This is a genomic window from Hafnia alvei (assembly GCF_964063325.1).
Classification (GTDB): domain Bacteria; phylum Pseudomonadota; class Gammaproteobacteria; order Enterobacterales; family Enterobacteriaceae; genus Hafnia; species Hafnia alvei_B.
In genome coordinates, this window is record NZ_OZ061315.1 from 3299314 (window position 1) to 3321188 (window position 21875).

The window sequence follows — 21875 nt, forward strand, 5'->3', positions numbered from 1 at the left end:
AATTTGCCTTCACTTGGCAGCGATGCTGCTTCCCGTGACTCAGCGCCAGCCGCCGACCTCACGGGTAATGCAATGCAGGCAGGGCAAATTCTCTCCAGCGATAACGTCACCAATGCATCAATTAATTATGCTAAAAGCATTGGTGAAGGATTAATTAACCAGCAAATCAACGATTGGCTGAATCAAAAAGGGACCGCGCGCGTTAGCGTTGGTTCTGATAACAAAATTGCAGGCGATATGTTGCTTCCCCTCATCGGGAATAATGACAGCCTGTTCTTCTCTCAGGTTGGGCTTCACGGAAATGAAGACCGAAACACCGCTAACTTAGGCCTCGGCTATCGCCAATATATTGGCGATTGGATGTACGGGGTTAATACCTTCTACGACTACGATTACACCGGTAAAAATGCACGGCTCGGCGTGGGCGGTGAAGCGTGGACTGATTATTTGAAACTGGCGGTTAACGGTTACTATGGTTTAACCGACTGGCATCAATCTCATCTCTCTGACATGAGAGATTATGATGAACGCCCAGCCAATGGTTTTGACCTGCGCGCAGAAGCCTACTTGCCGTCATACCCTCAACTTGGGGCGAATATCAAATATGAGCAGTACTTCGGCAAAGGGATCGATCTCGGCACGGGCACAAATCCAGACGATTTAAAAAATAATCCAAAGGCCCTGACGCTAGGCTTGAACTATACGCCAGTGCCACTCGTCACGATAAAAGGTGAACATTCCGTTGGTGATAAAGATGATAGCCGTATCGGGCTAGACCTCAATTATCGCTTTGGGGTGCCTTGGGCGCAGCAAATCAGCGCCGATTCCGTTGACGCACTCCGCAGCCTGATGGGCAGCATGTATGAGTTTGTCGATCGTAACTATGAAATTGTGATGCAGTACCGCAAGCAGGATTTGCTGCGCATTTCCCTGCCGAATAACGTGACGGCCAAAGCGGCTGAAACCATCATCCTTCCATTGACGGTCTCTAAAGCCAAATACGGCCTGAAAGACGTTGACTGGACGGCATCAGCAGAATTCCTCGCGAACGGTGGTTCATTCCGAAAACTATCATTAACGCAGTTGGAAGTTAAATTACCCCCTTACGTCTATACCAAACGCGCGAATGCCGCTCAGGGCTACGTGATTAAAGCGGTTGGCGTTGATAACAATGGGAACAATTCGAATACTGCGGCAACCACCATTAACGTGGAACCCTCTAAGAATATCATTAGTGAATTAGCGATTACCCCATCAGGTTCGGTTCCAGCCAATGATTCTGATTACTTCACGGTAACGGCCTTTGTTCGCGATGAACAGAGCCAGCCTATGGTCGCTGAACCTATCACTTTTGATATTGATAACCTTAAAGGTGCAGACGGGCGCTCAGCGGCCACGCTATTTAAAGATGGACGTTCCAACCCTCAATCGTTGACGGTAAACACCGACGGCAGCGGAAAAGCAACGGTCTTCGTGCGCAGCAAACTGGCGAAAATCGGCGTTATAACTGCCACCATGAACAATGGTAACTATAAGTCTGGTCAGGTTGAATTTATTGCCGATGCAGCTTCCGCGCAAATCAGTGCGTTAGAAATCGTCAAAAACAACGCGCTGGCCGATGGGCAAAGTACCAACAAGCTGCAAGCCACGGTCAAAGACGCCAACGGCAACGCGCTTGGTAATGTGCAGGTCGGTTTAGACGCAACGCACAATGCCAGCCTCGTGAATGGCTCAACGATGATGACGGATGCCGAAGGCCAGGCCATGGTGTTAGTCACCAATGCTACCGTCGGTGATAGCACCATCACGGCGCGCATTAACGGCAGCGCCAAGACCCAAGCAGTGACGTTTGTTGCGGATAAATCAACGTCGGTCATTAGACAAGGTGACATGACGGCGACTCAGGATGCCGTCGCCAACGGCACCGCGACCAACAAGATCACGGCCAAAATCACCGATGCCAATGCGAATACCGTTGCTGATGTCACGGTACATTTCACCGTCAGCAACGGAGCCAAAATCACCACGGTGAAAGGGGTTACCGGCGATGATGGGATCGCTACGGCGACGGTCACCAGCCTGAAAGCGGATACCTATACCGTAACGGCTCGAATTCAAGAGTCAGGAAATAGCGCTCAGGCAGATACTCGCTTTATTGCGGATAGTTCAACAGCGACCATCATCGATAGTCATTTGACCATCGATCCGAATGGCGCGTTGGCCAACGGTGTAGACACCGATAACGTAGTTGCTATCGTCACCGACGCGAATAACAATCTGGTGCCAAATGCTACGGTGAATTTTGTCGTGGCATCTGGAGCAACCATTACCACGGTGATCGGCACCACAGGCGCAGACGGCAAGGCGACCGCAACGGTCACCAGCAGCGCATCCGGCAAATACGCCGTTACGGCGACGGTTAACGGGCATTCAGCCAACAAAGAGGCGGTATTTGTCGCCGATAGCGGTACAGCAACCATTACCTCTGGCGATCTAAAAGTCACCGTGGATAACGCGTTGGCAAACGGAACCGCCATGAACGCCGTTCAAGCCAAAGTGACCGATGCGCATGGCAACACCGTTCCCAACGTTACGGTAAACTTTACCGCCGATCACGGCGCAATCGTCACCACCGCATCAGCGGTAACTGACGCCAGCGGCTTAGCCAGTACCACCCTTAGCAACACAACGTCAGGGGCAACCAACATTGTTGCCGCAATAAACGGCACAAACCAGAATGTAAATACTAACTTCGCACCAGACGATTCAACGGCAACGATCACCAAAGGCAACCTACTCGTTACCCAGAATAACGCCAAAGCCAACGGCAGTGATGCTAACTCGGTACAGGCGAAAGTCACTGACGCCAACGGGAATCTGGTACCCAATGCCACGGTTAGCTTTAGCGCTAACCATGGTGGCACAATCGTTACGGCATCAGCGATCACCAATGCGCAGGGACTTGCCAGCACTGACCTGACTAACACGCAGTCCGGTGTCACTGCCGTTACGGCGAAAATTAACGGTCAGAGTCTCGCCGTTGATACCCAATTTGTGGCCGATGGTTCAACGGCGGTCATTGTCAAAGGCGATCTAACGGTCACCGCTGATAACGCTAAGGCCGATGGACATGCAACCAATGCGGTGCAGGCGAAAGTCACTGACGCTAACGGAAACCTTGTGCCCAATGCGTCGGTCAGTTTCAGCGCTGACAACGGAGCGACTATCGCAACGGCCACCGCTACCACCAACGATCAAGGCTTGGCAACGACCTCGCTCACCAACTTAACAACCGGTGTCGCTAAAGTTACCGCAGCGATTAACAGCAGCAGCCAAGTGGTAAATACTCACTTCACGGCTGATGATGGCACGGCAACGATTGTCAGTGGCAACCTCTCCGTTCTGGTGAATAACGCCAAAGCCAACGGCGCAGACACCAACGCGGTTCAGGCCAAAGTCACGGATGCCAATGGTAACCTCGTTCCAAATACCGTGGTTAGCTTCACGGCAAATCATGGCGCAATGGTGATCACGGCTTCTGCTACCACCAATGAAAACGGCCTAGCAACGACAACGCTAACCAACGTGAGCGCGGGGGTCACCAACGTTTCCGCCGCGATTAACGGGAATAGCCAGAATATCGACACCACGTTTGTAGCCGACGATAGCACCTCGACGATTGTTAAAGGTGACTTAACGGTTATCATCAACAACGCTAAAGCCAACGGTACGGACAGCAACAAAGTTCAAGCCAAGGTGACGGACGCCCATGGCAACCTTGTTCCTAATACGCCGGTCAGCTTTACGGCGAATAACGGCGCAACGGTTGTAACAGCATTAGTCACCACGGATAGCCAAGGGTTAGCAAGCACTTCCCTCACCAACATCGCAGCTGGGATTACCAAAGTGACCGCCACGGTCAACGCCAATAGCCAAGATGTTGATACAACCTTTATCGCCGACGACAGCACGGGCACCATTGTCAGCGGCGATCTCACCATCACCATCAACAATGCGAAGGCCAACGGCAGCGACACGAATAAGGTTCAGGCCAAAGTCACCGATGCGAATGGGAACCTCGTTCCCAATACCGCGGTCGGTTTCACCGCTGATAACGGCGCAACGGTTGCCACAGCATCAGCCATGACGGATGCGCAGGGCTTGGCAAGTACCACCCTGACTAACGTCAAGGCAGGTAGCACCACCGTCACCGCAACCATTAATGGCAATAGCCAAAACGTGGCGACCACCTTCGTGGCCGACGACAGCACGTCAACGATTACCAGCGCCAACTTAACGGTAACCGTTAACAATGCGAAGGCCGATGGCGTAGATATCAATACGGTGCAAGCCAAGGTCACCGATGCAAAGGGAAACTCGGTTCCTAACGCAACGGTCAGTTTCACCGCGGATAACGGCGCAGGCGTCGCTACATCATCCGTCACAACCGATGCCCAAGGACTTGCCAGTACCAACCTAACCAACATCACGGCGGGGATCACCAAAGTCACTGCAGCCATCAACGGCGCAAGCCAAACGGTGGACACGTCCTTTGAGGCCGATGGAGGAACTTCTACCATCACCGATGGCAACCTAACCGTAACGCTTAACAATGCCAAAGCCGATGGCTTAGCCACCAATGCGGTGCAAGCAAAAGTGACCGATGCCAAAGGCAACGCCGTTCCTAATGTTGATGTCAGCTTCAGCGCCAACAATAGCGCAACGGTTATCACTGCAACGGTCACCACCAATGCGCAAGGCTTAGCGAGCACGACGCTGACCAACGTCACCACGGGCACCACCAAAGTCACGGCGGCCATCAACGGCAATCGCCAAAGCGTCAACACGACGTTTATCGCCGACGATGGCACCGCCACCATTATCGATGGCAACCTCGCCGTAACCGTCAATAATGCCAAAGCCAATGGCTCGGCAACCAATGAGGTTCAGGCAAAAGTCACCGACGCCAACGGCAACACGGTGCCAAACGTTGAGGTACGTTTCTCTGCTAACAACAGCGCATCAATTATCGATGCTTCTGCAATGACCAACGAAAACGGCGTTGCGGTAACCACGCTCACCAACGTGACGGCGGGAAATACCCAAGTCACCGCAGTGATTAACGGAACGAACCAAACCGTGGATACCACCTTCGTCGCGGATGACTCTACCGGCACCATCGTAAGCGGTGATTTAACGGTCACCGCCGACAATGCGAAAGCGAACGGCACTGCCACCAATGCTGTTCAGGCTAAAGTGAGCGACGCCAATGGCAACCTTGTGCCAAACACCGTGGTGAGTTTCACTGCCACTAACGGCGCAACGGTCACTACCGCATCAGCAACGACTAACGCTCAGGGATTAGCCAGTACCACGCTCACTAGCGTGAAAGCGGGCGTGAGCAAAGTGACAGCCACGATTAACGGCAATAGCCAAACGGTGGATACCACGTTTATCGCCGATGACGCTACCGGCACCATCGTGAATGGCGCGTTGACCGTTATCGTCAACAACGCCAAAGCCAACGGTACCGATAGCAACAAAGTTCAGGCAACGGTCACCGATGCCAACGGAAATCTGGTCCCCAACACCGTGGTCAGCTTTACGGCAGATAACGGCGCAACGGTCACCACCGCATCAACGACTACGGATGCACAAGGGTTGGCAAGCACCACGCTCACCAATGCAAAAGCGGGGATCGCCAAAGTCACTGCGACCATTAATAGCAGCAGCCAAACGGTTGATACCACGTTTGTGGCCGACGACAGCACCGGAACCATCGTGGCGGGTGATTTAACGGTCACGGTAAATAATGCTAAAGCCAACGGTTCAGACACCAACGCCGTTCAGGCTAAGGTCACGGATGCCAACGGCAACCTTGTTCCGAATACAACAGTCACCTTTGCAGCCAACAACGGCGCAACGGTCACCACCGCATCGGCAACCACGGATGCCCAAGGGTTGGCCAGCACCACGCTGACTAGCGCCAAATCGGGGATCGCCAAGGTTACCGCCACCATCAATGGCAACAGCCAAAACGTGGATACCACCTTTGTCGCCGACGACAGCACCAGCACCATTGTGGATGGCGCGTTAACGGTTACCGTTGATAATGCCAAAGCCAACGGCACAGACACCAACAAGGTTCTGGCTACGGTCACGGATGCCAATGGCAATCGGGTACCCAATACCACCGTCAGCTTCACGGCGGACAATGACGCAGCAATAACGACCGCAACGGCAACCACCGATGATCAAGGTTTGGCGACGACAACCCTCACCAACGTGAAGGCAGGCGTCACCAAAGTCACCGCCGCGATTAACGGCAACAGCCAAACGGTAGACACCACGTTTGTGGCCGACGACAGCACTGGCACCATCGTGAGCGGCAACTTAACGATCACGGTTAACAACGCCAAAGCTGACGGCACGCAGACCAACGCGGTTCAGGCTAAGGTCACGGATGCCAATGGCAACCTCGTACCGAATACGACGGTCAGCTTCACGGCCAATAACGACGCCACGGTGACAACCGCATCGGCAACCACCAATGCACAAGGGCTCGCCAGCACCACCCTAACCAACGTTAAATCGGGGATCACCAAGGTCACTGCCAGCATTAACGGCAATAGCCAAAGTGTGGATACCACCTTCGTGGCCGATGACAGCACGTCTACCATTGTGAGCGGTGACTTAACGGTGACCATCAATAATGCCAAAGCCAACGGCACGGACAGCAACAAAGTTCAAGCCAAGGTAACGGACGCCAATGGAAACCGAGTACCGAATACCACGGTCAGCTTCGCGGCAGATAACGGGGCAACGGTCATCACCGCATCCGTTACCACCGACGATCAGGGGCTCGCAATGACTACGCTAACCAACGTCAAAGCGGGGATCACCAAAGTCACGGCAACGGTTAACGGCCATAGTCAAACGGTAGACACCACGTTTGTGGCCGACGACAGCACTGCGACCATCGTGAACGGCGACTTAACGGTTACCACCAACAACGCCAAAGCCAACGGCACGGACAGCAACAAAGTTCAGGCCAAGGTGACAGACGCCCATGGCAACCTGGTGCCGAATACCGCCGTCAGCTTCGCGGCAGATAACGACGCAACGGTTATCACCGCATCGGTAACCACCGACAGCCAAGGTTTAGCGAGCACCACGCTCACTAATCTCAAAGCCGGAGTCACCAAAGTCACCGCCACCATTAACGGTAACAACCAAACGGTGGAGACCACCTTCGTGGCCGATGACAGCACATCGACCATTGTAAGCGGTGATTTAACGGTAACCGTCGACAATGCCAAAGCCGATGGCGCTGCCACCAATAAAGCGCAGGCCAAGGTAACGGATGCTAATGGAAACGTAGTGCCAAATGTTAACGTCAGTTTCACGGCGGATAACGGCGCAGCGGTAACAACGGCGTCGGCAAGTACGGATGCGCAAGGTCTGGCAACCACCACGCTCACCAACATCACGGCGGGGATTACAAAAGTCACGGCGGCAATTAACGGCCATAGCCAAACGGTAGATACCACTTTTGTGGCGGATATCACTACGGCAGCGGTGAGTACCGTCACGCTAGACGACAGCGTGACCGATAAAATAGCCAACGGGACCGATTACTTTACCTATACCGCTATCGTAAAAGATGCACATGACAACCTCGTTCCGAATGCCAGCGTGAACTGGTCTCAGGATAAAGGTAATACCGTAACATTACAGGCGGCGAGCAGCGCCACCGATGTTAACGGCAAAGCAACCATGGTACTCACCAGCACCGCTATGGAAGCATTACTGGTACAGGTATCCGCATCCTTAACCAACGGAACTGCGGTTAACGCAGACAAGAAAGTTAACTTCAAACAGCAGCTAGTGAAATTACATGGGGTTACCAAGAATGCGATAAATAATGCCATGATCCCAAATACGAAAATTGAGCTCTCTTTATCTGAAAATAACGCTAATCCGGAATACTCCGTGACCAGCGGTACAGATGGTAAATACGAGATCAGTATTCCACAGGGGCTTTATTACGTGAAAGCCACCGCAACCGGCTTTATCACCTTAGATTCAACGGTCGATATCCAGACGGTTACAGACCAACAGAAAGATTTTGTTCTGTCGCCAAACTTAGATGGCAAAGCGGCACGTATTGTTCTCACGTGGAATGATACCCCTGCTGACCTTGACTCCTATCTCTGGGTGCCTACGGTGGGAAATCCATCCAGTCTAATTAAGGTTTTCTATAGTGCAAAATCGCCGAGCGGCGCCGATGCAACGCTGGATGTGGATGCAAGAACTGGCTATGGCCCTGAAACCATCACGGTAAATACTATGCATCCGGGCGTATATTGTTACGTCGTCAATAGATTCAGCCCATCACCTGCTGCTTATGGCGGCGGTAAAGTGAAGCTTTATTTATCCGATGGAACATCACAAGAATTTAAAATCGAAGATGCAACAGGCAACACGACTGATATGGTGAACTGGACCGTGTTTAAAATTGACACCACATCAGGCCAAACGAACGTTAACGTAGTGAATAAGGTCGCATCCTCCACTGACAAAGGAGCCTGTCAATAAAACCGTTGAACGTTGATTAATTAAGACCATAAAATCAATGGCGCTAAAATAATTTTAGCGCCATTTTTTTAGTCAGTAGAATTCGATGCTTGATGAATACGATTCAATTGAATAGTTTTCTAAGCCAGATTAGATTTCAGATAGATTTTTACGCTTTTCATTAACCAAGATAAAGCTCGAATACTGAATTTTCGAACACAGCGTCTCTAGCTTCATTTTCAACTCCATCGTATACACCTTCTTAGCATCCTTATCCATAATGTTCTTGTTGGAGTTGAGAAACTTAAACCCATCGGTGATCTTATTGTAGTTTTCAGCGTACTTGGGGTATTGGCTCGATTTTTCCTCACGCAGGAAATTATAATTATCCATACATTTATTGTTTGTAGATGAATAGGAATGACCACCGACAATGCTACTTTTAGGCGGCGTATTCTCTTCCGTTGGCGTTAGCTGACTGTTAGCATAAAAATAATCATACTCAAGCTCATCTCCTCGGTAATTTTGATTCTCTTTATTGGACGAAGAACAACCGGACAGCAAAAAAGTTGTTCCTATCAGAAATATTCCTATCTGCTTTTTATTCATACTGTATCCATTAATGATTAATAGAGGGTGTTGTGAAATTTGCGCACTTAAAAATGAGTCATTATGAGGTGCAGGCAAAAACAAAGTTATTCGCCCGACCAAATAAATAGGTATTTTTTATTTTGTGCACACTGATATTGATTTCTTTCAAATCTTTATTGCGGAAAAACAAGAAATCAAGAATAGGTTCTGGTGAAAAAGATTCATCTACGGAATCATGGAAGTAAGTGATCAGCTGGGCATCATAGATAACAATGCGTTTGGGTGCTACAACGCGATACTTGAAATCAACACTGCGAATAACATCCTGAGACACACCATTCTTGGTCAAATATCCCGTAATTTCAGCATGCCCTTGCATTTTGTCATTTAGGCTAAATGAAATATTTCCATCTAGCAGATCTTTGCTTTCACTATCGTTGTAGGAAAACTCACCATCACACACAAAATTATATGATGGCTCATAGATAAAGAAAACGTAGATACCCTCAAACATCAATATGAAAGCCAAAAGGAGCAAAGTGACAATTTTTTTGTTCATTTTATATAATATCCTTTACAAAAAAAGTATTCGTTTCTTCTTTTATCGACAATACATTCCGCAAGAAATGAACGCCCACTTCCTCTACTCTCTGGTTTTGCGATAAATACTCGTTCAGGAACACATTTCACGTCACTGAGCGTTATCAGCTTTACTGATGACTCCAACAGATAGCGTGATTGTCCTCGCGTGTAATCAGGTAAAACGTTGACGCTACAAGCATCAAACTTGCCAATATTAACAATGGATGTATCGAGACTGTAGGCCTTATCTTTGTATAATACGTAAGTAAAAAGCACAGCAATAAAAGCTATCAGAGCGGTTATCGCTACGATATAAATATTGTTTTTAGAATTCCAACTCGGACTCTTTTCCTTTTCGATAAACTTAACGGGTTCTACATTACACTCTTTATCTACGCTGATGGACGAATTTAAACTGAACCCTACCTTTGGAATAGTTTTAATAACCTCATCATCGATACCCAGCAAGGAGAATGTTCGTCTAAGAATAGATATGTATTGATTAAGTGTATTATTAGATGAACGTAGACCTTGCTTATCCCATATATCCTCTAAAATTTGCTCTCTGGAAAGGATTTCCCCCTTCTTATTGAGTAGCAGGCAAAGAAGATTACAGTTAGTAATCGTTAGATTAATCACTTGCTCAGGGCTTTCTATGCTCCAAATGGCACCGTCTGCAGGCTTAAACCTAACAGTTTCATTAATTTTATAAATCATGAATTTTGCATTATAGTGATTCAATTTGTGACACTCATATCAGAGAAAATGAGCTATAAATACAGATAAGGCCCTCTGTTTTATAGTAAATAAGAACGCCTTCATAAAAAGCATGTGAAATGAGATTTTTTCATATTTTCCCTCAATATTTTACCGATAAACCCTTTTACTTCTTCAGTACTTATGAAGTAGTAAGAATCATCTCAAATAAAACCGAACGGGTAAAACAAGCAATGTGTATGATTTATACGATTTATAAAAATTTTATTAAAACAACGATTAACTAAAGACAGACAAAAACACCAATTATAAATAAAACAACCCATAGGCTATGGATTATTAGCCTATTGAAAATGGTTTTTTTAGAGGATTTGCAATAATTTGATCGTGAAGTGTTTTTATAGAAGAGCGTCATTTTTTAGGAAAATTACCGCATTAATCGCCGCCGAAAAATCAATTTCATTGACGCTTTTATTTTAGTTCATAATCATAATTGCGTAATAATTCGAGATATAAACCTACACCATAATTATATAGACGACAATTTCATTCAATATTAATCGCCGCTATAGTATTTAGTATTAGTTTTAGCGAACATAAGGTGGTGATTGTTCTATGAAAGATGTTTTTTAAGGTTGAAAGCCGCAATACCCAGATATTTTCCCTCAATAATGCGGCTAAAAAAAATCACAACATCATTTATCTTAAAATAAAAAAACATATCTGCAACAAAACAAGATCATAATTAACAATAAACTGATATCACAATACATCACTCAGGTGACTTACTTCAGTTGCTCAATCATCTCTTGGCTGCGATGAATAAAGCTGCGGCTTCTTTCGCTATCTTCCTGTAATAAACAAACGAACAGCAAATCAGTGATCGTATTCTGTGCCGTACGCGCAGAAATAGAAGAACTACGCCAGCGCGCCTCATCAGCAATGGTATCGAGAACAAAGTCGGCGAGTTTTCTTAGCGGGCTATCCTGTAGCGACGTTACCGCTATGATTTTGGCCCCCTTCTCCTGCGCTGCCTGTGCCGCAATAAATATCTCTTTCAGCGCCCCCGAGTAAGAGATAACAATTTGTACATCTCCTTCTCCTAGCGATTGAGCCACCGTCATCTGCACATGGCTGTCCATTTCATTCATCACCGGGTAGCCTATTTTCATTAGCTTATAAGCTAAGTCTTTCGCCACCAGCGATGAGCCCCCCATTCCCATGATCTGTACTCGGCGAGCTGCCTTGATTTCTGTAACGACACTCTCCAACTGTGCCAAGTTTACGCTGTCGGTTGTCATCCTCAGAGCCTGCTGCTTTGCTCGAAATAATTTTTCCGCAATCATTGATGGGGTGTCATGAACATTAATATCGTTATGCAAATGCTGTTCTGACTCAGCATGTTGCTTGCTTTGCTGTCCCCACTCCTCAATCAAGGCCATTTTGAGGTTAGTAAAACCTTTGAAGCCCAATCTTTGAGCAAATTTCACAATGCTCGACTGGCTGATATTCAAAATACTGGCGAGCTCTTGCGAAGAACACTGCTTCAGCTTATCGGGATGAGCCAAAATATAATCGGCAATGATGCGTTCACCGGGCGTAAAGGCGTCTTTATTGAGAGTGATTCGTTGTAGGCAGCGCATTTGAACTCGGTAAACAGATGGAAAGTGGGCGCTATCTTACCCTGCATAGCGCAAAAAATGGAGGCTGGATTCTTAGGTAAGCATTCACTTCATCCACAATGCAGACAAAATGGTTGGCATTTCGAAGAGATGAAATAGTCGACATCAATCACAAAAAATGCGCATAAAATTATTAATTCTTTAAATCACATGATTTTTGGAATAATTTATTCCTTAACTTTGTGCTTCTGAGAATACTGAAATGAACATTGACCTCTCCCGCCTGCAAACCGAAGGCCGTAACATCGCCAGCGAAAACATCGACACCTTATCCACCTTAGATATGCTGACGATTATCAACCAAGAAGACCAAAAGGTGGCCGTAGCCGTTGAACGTATCCTGCCGCAAATCGCGCTGGCCGTGGATACTATCGCTCAGGCATTTAGCCAAGGCGGCCGTCTGATTTATTGTGGTGCAGGCACCTCAGGGCGACTCGGTATTCTAGACGCAAGTGAATGCCCGCCAACCTATGGTACGCCGCGTGAGCAGGTGGTTGGATTAATTGCCGGAGGCCACACCGCTATCCTACGCGCAGTTGAAAATGCCGAAGATAACGTAGAACTGGGCGAACAAGATCTGAAAGATCACCATTTCTGTGAACGTGACGTATTGGTTGGCATCGCCGCCAGCGGAAGAACGCCTTATGTCATCGGTGCCATGAAATATGCACGTTCGGTTGGCGCAACCACCGTTTCGCTGACCTGCAACGCCAGCAGCGCAATGAGCCAACTCGCTGATATCGCGCTAGAGGCCGTTGTGGGGCCAGAGGTAGTGACCGGCTCATCAAGAATGAAAGCTGGCACTGCGCAAAAAATGGTGCTGAATATGCTCACCACGGGAGCGATGATCCGCACCGGAAAAGTTTATGGCAACCTGATGGTGGATGTTGAAGCCACCAACGCCAAGCTGGTTCAGCGACAAATTGACATCGTGATGCAGGCCACCGAGTGCGCCCGCGATGAAGCGATTAAAGCGCTCAGCGAATGTGAACGACACTGTAAAACCGCTATTTTGATGATTCTCGCCCAGCTCTCTGCGGCTGAAGCCAGCGCGGTTCTTGCACAAAATAATGGTTTTATCCGCCAAGCCTTAGCCTCACGTCATCAGGGAGCTTAGCGATGGCCAAAATAACGGATGCCACCATCGCGCAAATTTTGGCGAACGTAGGGGGCCACAGTAACATCACCCTCTGCGGACATTGCATGACGCGACTCCGCCTCACCTTGGCCGATCGCGCTCGTGTTAATCACGCAGAATTGAAAAAAATCGCCGGCGTCATGGGCGTGATTGAAGGCAACGATCAGCTGCAAATTGTGCTTGGCCCAGGCAAGGCACAAACCGCCAGTGAAATGATGAACGTGAGTCTTAGCCAACCGCAGTCACAGGCCGATAGCAACACGTCGGAATCTGATTTGAATGCCCTTGCGGCGGAAAATAAAAAGCAGCTCAAGAGTAAGCAAAATAACGCCTTTCACAGTTTTTTGACGAAGTTTGCGACTATTTTCACCCCGCTCATTCCCGGATTTATCGCCGCGGGTCTGTTGCTCGGCATCGCAACGCTGCTCCAGCAAACCTTGATACTCGAAGGTGAAGTCGCGCCAATTTGGCTCATCGGCCTGATTGGCTATATGAAAACCTTCAGCGTAGGCTTATTTACCTTCCTGAGTATCCTCATTGGTTTTAATACCCAAAAAGCCTTTGGCGGAACCGGCGTTAATGGCGCCATCATCGCGTCGTTATTTATTCTGCGTTACAGCGCAGAAGGCACCGTGGGCTACTACGCCGGGATCGATAACTTCTTTGGTTTGGTAATAGACCCGAGAGGCAATATCATCGGCGTGCTGTTAGCCTGTATGCTCGGTGCGTGGATTGAGCGCAAAGTGCGTAAAGTTATTCCTGATAACTTGGATATGATCCTCACGTCCTCCATTACGCTGCTTATCACCGGTGCCATAACCTACGTGGTTATCATGCCAATCGGTGTCGAACTGTTTAAAGGCATGTCTTGGCTGTTTCTGCATTTAAACGGCAATCCATTCGGAACCGCATTATTGGCGGGGGTGTTCCTGATTGCGGTAGTATTTGGTATTCATCAGGGATTTGTACCGGTTTATTTTGCGTTGATGGATGCACAAGGTTTTAACTCATTGTTCCCGATCCTCGCGATGGCCGGTGGCGGACAGGTCGGCGCAGCGTTAGCGTTATATTTAAAAGCTAAACCGGGCTCTACGCTACGCATGCAAATTAAGGGTGCTATATTTCCCGGCTTATTGGGTATTGGCGAACCGTTAATTTATGGTGTGACGCTGCCTCGCCTAAAACCGTTTATTACGGCCTGTGTCGGTGGTGCCGTGGGCGGATTCTTTATCGGTCTGGTCGCTTATATGGGATTGCCCATTGGTTTAAACACCGTATTTGGCCCGTCAGGCTTGGTTTCCATTCCGCTCATCACCTCATCACAGGGCATCTATGCCGGCATGCTGGTGTATGTGGTCGGCGTGGCTATTTCATATGCAGCAGGCTTTATTCTGACGCTGTTATTTGGCTGTAAAAACGTTGATTTGACGTAATGATATTTAGCGCCATGTGTTCAGTAAACACATGGCGCTAACGACGGCTATAGCAACCACTCAATGGGTAAGTAATAAGCGATTCTGGCTAAAATACGTTTGTATAGCGGACTATCAGGCTCTTTATGATGAATTTTTTGTTCATCATTTTCATATTCGATCCAGTTAATTTTACGGCGCGGGGCAAGCACTAACTGAAAGGCTTTATCGTGCAGACTAGCAATAAAACGCTGATGGGTGGATGAGGTTAGCGACTCACTTTCAATCACGAATCCCATCTCGGTATTTAGCCGAGCCGAACGCGGATCAAAATTAAATGAGCCAATAAAGACCAACTTACCGTCCACCGCAAAAGTTTTAGCATGCAAGCTGGAGCCAGAATGCCCAGTTAACCCCCGATCGCGTAAGCGCTCTTTACGTAAAGGCCGCTCGGTTTCATTGGCTTTCATTTCAAACAATTCAATACCGCAACGCAGCAGAGTTTTTCGCCATTTGGCGTAGCCCGCATGCACAATGGCCACATCGTTTGCCGCAAGAGAATTGGTGAGCACCGTCATTTTCACCCCCTGCCGCGCTAAATAAACCAGCTGTGATACACCGGTGCGCGTAGGGACAAAATAGGCTGAGATAATATCCATACTCACTTTTGGCTCACCAATCATCTTAAATAGACGAGAAGCCATTAGTGCTTTGGTGGCCAATTCTCCACGTCCTTTAAGGGGATCATCGCTGAACAGCTGCACTTTTGCCCACGTCAGCGGCAGCTCATTATTCTCCATTTTACGGGCTAAGTACTTATCACGCAGACGCTTTAAATACTCTTTGGCGCGCGCTCTACCGCCAACTTCTTCAATCGTTAGGCCATGCAGAAATAGTTTTTCCGAGGCTTTGCCCAAAATATCTTCCGCTGGTGATACACACGCTGAAGTCCAATAACGTTCGAAATCCTGACAGACATCCGCAACAACGTTGCCCACGGCCAACACGTCTAAATCAGAAAAAAGCGGCTGTTCACCAATACCAAAATATTCATCCCCCACATTGCGCCCGCCGACGATAGTCGCCTGCCTATCGAACGTCATACTTTTATTGTGCATGCGCCGATTAAGTCTTTTAAAATCGGTTAAATAGCACAGACAGCGCATGCGCCGAAGCGGGAAAGGGTTGAAAAGTTTTACGCTAATATTGGGGTGCGCGTTGAGACGGCGCAGCGATTCATCCAAACCACCGGTGTTGTTGTCATCCAGCAGTAAACGTACTTTTACCCCGCGCTCAGCGGCGCGGAATAATGCACTGAACAGCAATCGCCCCGAGAGATCGTTGTGCCAGATGTAATACTGCACATCCAGCGTTTTCTCAGCCATGTTGGTCAGCAAATATCGCGCCGCGAAAGCGTCGTTACCCTCTTCCAAAGGATAGACGCCGCTTAACTCAGGATGGCAATCGCATAGCGGTTGGATAAGTCGGGCTAAACGCGTAGCTCGATATTGTGTTTTGTTCATGATTACCCCTAACCCGCTTTAATCGCCGCCATGCATCAAACATTAGATACTGGCGACAATTAAAGATAGGGGCAACTATAATTATGCTTAGGTTACGATTTCCAAGGCCTGCGTTACACATTGCTCCAGCGTTTTCATCGCACTGCTATAATCGCGGTCAGGTTTAAACAAACCAGCAGTACCTAAGATAAAATAATCTACGTCACGGGCCAATGTACTAACAACCTGCGGCGATATTGCACCATCTACGGCAATCTGAGCACTGCTACCGTGTTGATGTAACATTTTTCTCAAACGACTAATTTTATCAATAGCGCTATGAATAAATGGCTGGCCTGCAAAACCTGGATTGACCGACATCACTAACACAACATCCACGACATCTAACACTTCCTCCAAAATACTCAGTGAAGTACCAGGATTAATCGCCACGCCGGCCTTAACACCACGTTGGCGAATATGAGTTAGCGTACGGTGCAAATGAATCGGCGCTTCCGCATGAACATAAATAATACTACAACCGAGATCTGCAAATTTATCAATATAACAATCAGGATTAGACACCATTAAGTGAACGTCATAGGGGATCGTAGCTAACTTAGCCACCGCTTTTACATCCTCAATGCCTAATGCAAAGTTAGGTACAAAGTGTCCATCCATAATATCAATATGAAACATGGCTGCGCCTGCGCTTTCTAGACGCTGAATTTCATGGCTCAACTGAGAAAAATCTACACACATTAATGAGGGACAAAAATTCGTCATGCTAATTATTCCCCTTCAAGCTGAGTAATCATATTCACACGAGTTTGATGGCGCTCTCCTTCAAACTCAGCGTTCAACCATTCATCTACAATCATTTTGGCAAGTTCTGCACCAATCACCCGCGAGCCAAAAGCCAAAATATTCGTATTATTATGCTGACGTGAAAGTTTAGCTGAATATGGTTCACTGCAGACCACCGCTCTGATCCCATGAACTTTATTTGCTGCAATCGAAATACCAATGCCTGAACCACAGATAAGAATACCGAGATCCGCTTCACCAGAAGCCACCGTTCTCGCCACTGCTTCAGCATAAATGGGGTAATCAGTTCGGCTCTCTGAATGAGTACCTTTATCGAGAATATCGACTCCACGCTTTTCCAAATGTGAAATTATGGATGGTTTTAAAATAAATCCAACGTGATCACAACCAATGGCGATTTTCATTATTTCCCTTTATTCTTTAAAAAATTATAATTAATTAATGTGTTAAATTACTGCTTGTAGGCATTCATCTAAGTTTGATTTAATCAATGTGACATGTGGACCATATATAATTTGAACACCTTTCCCTTTCCGGATAACACCTCGAGCGCCCGATTGTTTAAGCAGCACATCAGAAACTAAAGAATCATCGTTTACTGTAATTCTCAAACGAGTTGCACAGCAGTCTACATCCGAGATATTGCCCACTCCGCCTAGACCTTGAATAATTAACTCAGATACGCCATGGGTATTTCCCAACGGCTGTTTAGCTGATTTTTCTTTAGCAGCCGCTACATCTTTTCGTGTGTAAAGCTTAGTTTCTTCTCCACTTTCCTCTCGCCCTGGCGTTTTGAAGTTAAAGCGAGTAATAAGAAAACGGAAGCTAAAGTAATATGCCGGAAATAAAGGGATACCAATCAGAATTGCATTCATCCAACTTGTTTTGGCATTACCTTGCATAACGCCAAATAAGAAGAAATCAATAAGGCTACCTGAAAACGTCTGTCCAACACCCACATTAAACATGTGGCACAACATAAATGATAAGCCGGCCAGCAAGCAGTGCAACACGTACAGCAGCGGCGCAGCAAACAAGAACGAGAATTCAATCGGCTCAGTGATCCCTGTTAGCACGGCGGTCAACGTTGCTGAAAGCAATAGTCCTAATACTAGCTTACGGTTCTCGGGTTTTGCCGTGTGATAAATCGCTAAAGCGGCGCCAGGGATACCAAAGAGATAGAACGGGAATTTGCCCGCCATAAACCGAGTCGCTTCAACAGAGAAGTGCTGGGTGTTTGGGCTTGCCAATTCAGCGAAGAAAATATTCTGCGCCCCCGTGACAGTGACACCATCGATCACGGCAGTACCACCCAAACCAGTTTGCCAAAACGGCATATAAAACACGTGATGTAAGCCAAAAGGAATTAATGCACGCTCGATAAAGCCATATATAAACGTTCCGGCATAACCAGCGCGATTGACTAACCCCCCTAAATCCATAATGCCATGTTGAATAGTCGGCCAGATGTAAAACATCACCATGCCCACGATCACATAGGTCAACGCGGTAATGATGGGAATAAAGCGCGTACCGCCGAAGAATGAAAACACGGGCGGCAACTCAATTTTATAAAAACGATTATGTAGCGCCGCAACGCCAAGCCCAACCAAGACACCGCCGAATACGCCCATTTGTAGCGAGTTGATCCCAACACTCATGCCAAGCGCCCCGTCGACCATCGCACCGGGCTTCAGCAAACCATTCAACTCAAGCATGGCGTTGATCGTGGCATGCATGGTAAGAAAGCCGATAACCCCCGATATTGCCGCGACATCTTTCTCTTTCTTTGCCATTCCCATCGCCACACCGGCAGCAAATAAAATTGGCAAATTAGAAAATACAACACTCCCCGCACTTTTCATTACTGTAAGCAATGCGTGAAGTACCGTGCCTTCACCAAGTAAGGATTGCAGCCCGTAGGATTCTATCGTAGTCACATTAGTAAAAGAGGCTCCGATACCGAGTAGCAGCCCTGCAACGGGCAATAGCGCAATAGGCAACATGAAGGAACGCCCTACGCGCTGGATGACGCCGAAAAATGATGATTTCATATTATTCCCTTGAGTTAGATCGTCGTTAAGCCAAAATCAACCCTGCATTTTTCTTTTTTTAGTATGAAAGCATGTGCCCTAAGGCGTTCCCCTGGTGAGGATTAATTAAGCATACTTCACAAAAAATATTATTATTGTAAAGTAATAACGAAATCAAGTGATGTACTCGACAAACTTCACAAAATTTAGAGTTTTTGTGATTTTGCGTACTGTGTTTCTTTGTATGGTTTTATCTACCCAGTTTTTTTTGCCGGTAAAAATTCCAGGTATAGATACCTAAAAGGCTGTGATAAGATTTTGTAAGCGCTTAATCTAGTGGGAGATATAGGATGGATGTTATGCAAGATAGCGAGAATTCGCTCGCCATTGGGGCAAAGATAAAAATGTCACTCTCCCTGCTGAACCCCACCGAACGGGGGATTGCAGAATGGCTGATAACCAAAGGTAACATCACAAAAAACACAAGCTTACGTGAAGTATCGCTTGCTTTGGAAGTCTCTGAACCGTTAGTTGTTAAGGTGGCTAAAAAGATAGGCTATTCTGGATTTAGAGAGTTAAGACGTGCACTAGTCGCCTACTTTGATTCTTTGCCTTACGAAAAAGAAGAAGAGATCACAGAACAAGATAATCTAAATACCGTGTTAGATAAGGTGTTCAGCAATAGCATTCAAGCCTTAAAAGAAGCTCAGGCAGTCGCTGATACCCAAGTGATCAACGCAGCAGCAGCGCTTATTTATAAGGCCAAACACGTTGTGCTGCTTGGCGTAGGCGGTTCTTCATCAGTCTGTGAGGATTTTGAACACAAACTGCTACGCATAGGGGTACATAGCCATACCTATAGTGATTTTCACTTGATGCTGATGGTGGCATGCCAATTAACCGAAGAGGACGTTGTGATTGTGATTTCACAATCAGGCGATACGCGTGAGCTATTAAATGCCGTAGAGATTGCTAAGCAACGTCGAGCGAACATTATCTGCATCACCAATGACAATGTTTCACCTCTTTCGCAACTATCTGATTTATCGATCTTTAGCCCTGCAATGAGCGGCCCAATACTGGGGCAAAATGCCGTAGCCCGCATTATTCAGCTGAACCTACTTGATACGCTGTTTATCGCCATCTTGTTACAGGATTACCACCGCAATAAAGAAACACTTGAGCGCAGCATTGAGATTGTCGAACCGCTACATGGAAAACTTCGCTGATGTTTCACCATAAATTACAGACTGCGCATTTTATCTTCCAGTGACTAAATGTTATACAGATCACACTATACTGCCAAAACCCTTTTAAAAGAGTACAATACGCCATCGATTTTTGGGCCAATGTGCCCTGTATTCGCAACTTATTAATAGCGTGAATTAAAGGTGAGGTTGTTGTGTTTGAGAGCTATGGTGTACTCAATATCTGGACGTACGTTCTCGGTGCGATTTTCATCATTATGGTACCGGGGCCGAATACGCTGTTTGTACTCAAAACCGGTATTACACGCGGCGTTAAAGAAGGTTATAAAGCCGCGCTAGCGGTCTTTATCGGTGATGCGGTTTTAATCTTTTGCGCCTATATCGGCATCGCGTCGCTGATCCGCTCTTCTCCATTTTTATTTTCGCTGGTGAAAATGCTCGGCGCGCTCTATCTGCTCTATCTTGGATTGAAAATCCTGTACAGCACGCTGTCTAAAAAAGGCCAAAGCCAGAGTTCAACACACGAAGAACCCGAGCATGTTTTTCGTAAGGCGTTAACGCTGAGCTTAACCAACCCTAAGGCGATTCTGTTTTATGTGTCATTCTTCGTACAGTTCATTGATATGAACTATGCACATAGCGGCATTTCCTTTGCGATTTTAGCGGTCATTTTAGAAATGATTAGCTTCTGCTACATGACGCTGTTGATCTTTTCCGGCGCTGCGCTGGCCCATTTCCTGAGCGAAAAGAAACGCCTCGCCAAACTGGGTAATTCTATGGTGGGTCTTTTGTTCCTCGGATTTGCCACTAAGCTGGCCACTTCTGCTTAATGCGAAAACTGCTTGAAGCAAAAGGCTCCTTTTCAGGAGCCTTTTTTGCATGTTAGAGTCTCATATCAAATAATTTATAAAGTCATCGTTTGCTTTTCACTAATAACTGTTAGAAATCAAGAAAATTTATATCTCACTTTACAAATTTCATAATTCTTCCTTTCTTGTTTATTATCCACACAAGTTTTTACCAAATGTATATTTACTATTTTTTTATTGAGATAACTTTACAAAAAAATATTTATTCTTAGCCGTGAGCTATTCTTTTTATTTTTATGTCCAGTAGTATTAATTACTCGTGAAATTATCTTTTTGTTTGTGCCACGCCACAGACTAAGGTGACCAGATTGAGTACTAAAGGACAACATCAGCAACTGGTAGAAACACTGTCTGAATGGATAGAGCAGAATTTAGATAAACGTATCGTTATTGATGATATTGCCAAGCGGGCGGGATATTCAAAATGGTATCTACAGCGATTATTTAAAGAGGTAACAGGCGATAACTTGGCGTCTTATGTTCGCCATCGTCGATTGATGCGCGCCGCAGCGGAATTAAAACGAACGGATAAGAAAATTATGGATATAACACTTCAGTACGGTTTTGAAAGCCAGCAAACCTTTACCCGCGCCTTCAAGCGACGTTTTGGAACTTCGCCAGGAGTCTTCAGGCAGGCACCATCCACAATGCATGAAAATTAAAATGTACGATGATTCCTATAAGGCCAAATATTCGCTACCAGCCCTATTTATATCAGTGCCAAGGAGAAATATTC

Annotated in this window: 14 protein-coding genes; 6 read left to right on the plus strand and 8 right to left on the minus strand. The window is 46.9% G+C overall.

Features of this window, described 5'->3' with window-relative positions:
* Positions 1-3: 3 nt before the first annotated feature.
* On the plus strand, positions 4-8598 hold the full coding sequence (locus tag AB3Y96_RS15765) for an Ig-like domain-containing protein (RefSeq protein ID WP_367299650.1): 8595 nt from the start codon (positions 4-6) through the stop codon (positions 8596-8598).
* 129 nt (positions 8599-8727) lie between these two features.
* Here the strand turns inward: AB3Y96_RS15765 and AB3Y96_RS15770 are convergent, their stop codons facing one another.
* From AB3Y96_RS15770 to AB3Y96_RS15785, 4 genes are all read right to left on the minus strand, one after another.
* A complete protein-coding gene (locus AB3Y96_RS15770) occupies positions 8728-9186 on the minus strand; it encodes a hypothetical protein (protein WP_367299651.1) in 459 nt (152 codons plus the stop codon).
* A gap of 61 nt (positions 9187-9247) precedes the next feature.
* Positions 9248-9727: a hypothetical protein gene (locus AB3Y96_RS15775; protein WP_367299652.1), complete on the minus strand. Its 480-nt coding sequence runs from the start codon at positions 9725-9727 to the stop codon at positions 9248-9250.
* Positions 9724-10467: a transcriptional regulator gene (locus tag AB3Y96_RS15780; RefSeq protein ID WP_367299653.1), complete on the minus strand. Its 744-nt coding sequence runs from the start codon at positions 10465-10467 to the stop codon at positions 9724-9726. Before AB3Y96_RS15780 ends, AB3Y96_RS15775 begins: the two co-directional genes overlap by 4 nt.
* A gap of 785 nt (positions 10468-11252) precedes the next feature.
* Positions 11253-12110 (minus strand): SIS domain-containing protein, encoded by an 858-nt coding sequence (locus AB3Y96_RS15785; RefSeq protein ID WP_072310572.1) that lies wholly within the window; start codon positions 12108-12110, stop codon positions 11253-11255.
* A gap of 241 nt (positions 12111-12351) precedes the next feature.
* Between AB3Y96_RS15785 and murQ the strand changes: the two genes are divergently transcribed.
* Both murQ and murP read left to right on the plus strand, forming a co-directional pair.
* Positions 12352-13266: an N-acetylmuramic acid 6-phosphate etherase gene (murQ, locus tag AB3Y96_RS15790; RefSeq protein ID WP_367299654.1), complete on the plus strand. Its 915-nt coding sequence runs from the start codon at positions 12352-12354 to the stop codon at positions 13264-13266.
* A 2-nt stretch (positions 13267-13268) separates the two neighbouring features.
* Positions 13269-14720 carry a PTS N-acetylmuramic acid transporter subunit IIBC gene (gene murP, locus AB3Y96_RS15795; RefSeq protein ID WP_367299655.1) on the plus strand — a complete coding sequence of 484 codons (1452 nt, stop codon included), beginning with the start codon at positions 13269-13271 and terminating at the stop codon, positions 14718-14720.
* Between the two features lie 47 nt (positions 14721-14767).
* On the opposite strand, the gene AB3Y96_RS15800 is transcribed toward murP, so the two are convergent.
* From AB3Y96_RS15800 to AB3Y96_RS15815, 4 genes are all read right to left on the minus strand, one after another.
* Positions 14768-16222 carry a phospholipase D family protein gene (locus AB3Y96_RS15800; protein ID WP_367299656.1) on the minus strand — a complete coding sequence of 485 codons (1455 nt, stop codon included), beginning with the start codon at positions 16220-16222 and terminating at the stop codon, positions 14768-14770.
* 87 nt (positions 16223-16309) lie between these two features.
* Positions 16310-16987, minus strand: coding sequence for a ribulose-phosphate 3-epimerase (rpe, locus tag AB3Y96_RS15805; protein ID WP_367299657.1), 678 nt, complete (start codon positions 16985-16987; stop codon positions 16310-16312).
* A 5-nt stretch (positions 16988-16992) separates the two neighbouring features.
* The gene (gene rpiB, locus AB3Y96_RS15810) at positions 16993-17436 is read right to left on the minus strand and encodes a ribose 5-phosphate isomerase B (protein ID WP_367300333.1); all 444 of its coding nucleotides are present in this window, start codon (positions 17434-17436) and stop codon (positions 16993-16995) included.
* Positions 17437-17475: 39 nt separating this feature from the next.
* Entirely contained in the window at positions 17476-19083 is a 1608-nt protein-coding gene (locus AB3Y96_RS15815) for a PTS transporter subunit EIIC (RefSeq protein ID WP_367299658.1), read from the minus strand.
* A gap of 338 nt (positions 19084-19421) precedes the next feature.
* On the opposite strand from AB3Y96_RS15815, the gene AB3Y96_RS15820 reads away from it, so the two are divergent.
* The 3 genes from AB3Y96_RS15820 to AB3Y96_RS15830 all read left to right on the plus strand — a co-directional run bounded on the left by AB3Y96_RS15820 (position 19422) and on the right by AB3Y96_RS15830 (position 21801).
* On the plus strand, positions 19422-20291 hold the full coding sequence (locus tag AB3Y96_RS15820) for an SIS domain-containing protein (protein ID WP_247650362.1): 870 nt from the start codon (positions 19422-19424) through the stop codon (positions 20289-20291).
* Between the two features lie 173 nt (positions 20292-20464).
* Positions 20465-21100, plus strand: coding sequence for a leucine efflux protein LeuE (leuE, locus tag AB3Y96_RS15825; protein WP_072310564.1), 636 nt, complete (start codon positions 20465-20467; stop codon positions 21098-21100).
* A gap of 347 nt (positions 21101-21447) precedes the next feature.
* On the plus strand, positions 21448-21801 hold the full coding sequence (locus tag AB3Y96_RS15830; protein ID WP_072310563.1) for a helix-turn-helix domain-containing protein: 354 nt from the start codon (positions 21448-21450) through the stop codon (positions 21799-21801).
* Positions 21802-21875 lie beyond the last annotated feature (74 nt).

Excerpts from the sequence above, each read along its gene's own strand:
- AB3Y96_RS15770 (WP_367299651.1), bottom strand. The coding sequence starts at position 9,186 with ATGAATAAAAAGCAGATAGGAATATTTCTGATAGGAACAACTTTTTTG.
- AB3Y96_RS15775 (WP_367299652.1), bottom strand. The coding sequence starts at position 9,727 with ATGAACAAAAAAATTGTCACTTTGCTCCTTTTGGCTTTCATATTGATG.
- AB3Y96_RS15780 (WP_367299653.1), bottom strand. The coding sequence starts at position 10,467 with ATGATTTATAAAATTAATGAAACTGTTAGGTTTAAGCCTGCAGACGGT.
- AB3Y96_RS15785 (WP_072310572.1), bottom strand. The coding sequence starts at position 12,110 with ATGCGCTGCCTACAACGAATCACTCTCAATAAAGACGCCTTTACGCCC.
- murQ (WP_367299654.1), top strand. The coding sequence starts at position 12,352 with ATGAACATTGACCTCTCCCGCCTGCAAACCGAAGGCCGTAACATCGCC.
- murP (WP_367299655.1), top strand. The coding sequence starts at position 13,269 with ATGGCCAAAATAACGGATGCCACCATCGCGCAAATTTTGGCGAACGTA.
- AB3Y96_RS15800 (WP_367299656.1), bottom strand. The coding sequence starts at position 16,222 with ATGAACAAAACACAATATCGAGCTACGCGTTTAGCCCGACTTATCCAA.
- rpe (WP_367299657.1), bottom strand. The coding sequence starts at position 16,987 with ATGACGAATTTTTGTCCCTCATTAATGTGTGTAGATTTTTCTCAGTTG.
- AB3Y96_RS15815 (WP_367299658.1), bottom strand. The coding sequence starts at position 19,083 with ATGAAATCATCATTTTTCGGCGTCATCCAGCGCGTAGGGCGTTCCTTC.
- AB3Y96_RS15820 (WP_247650362.1), top strand. The coding sequence starts at position 19,422 with ATGCAAGATAGCGAGAATTCGCTCGCCATTGGGGCAAAGATAAAAATG.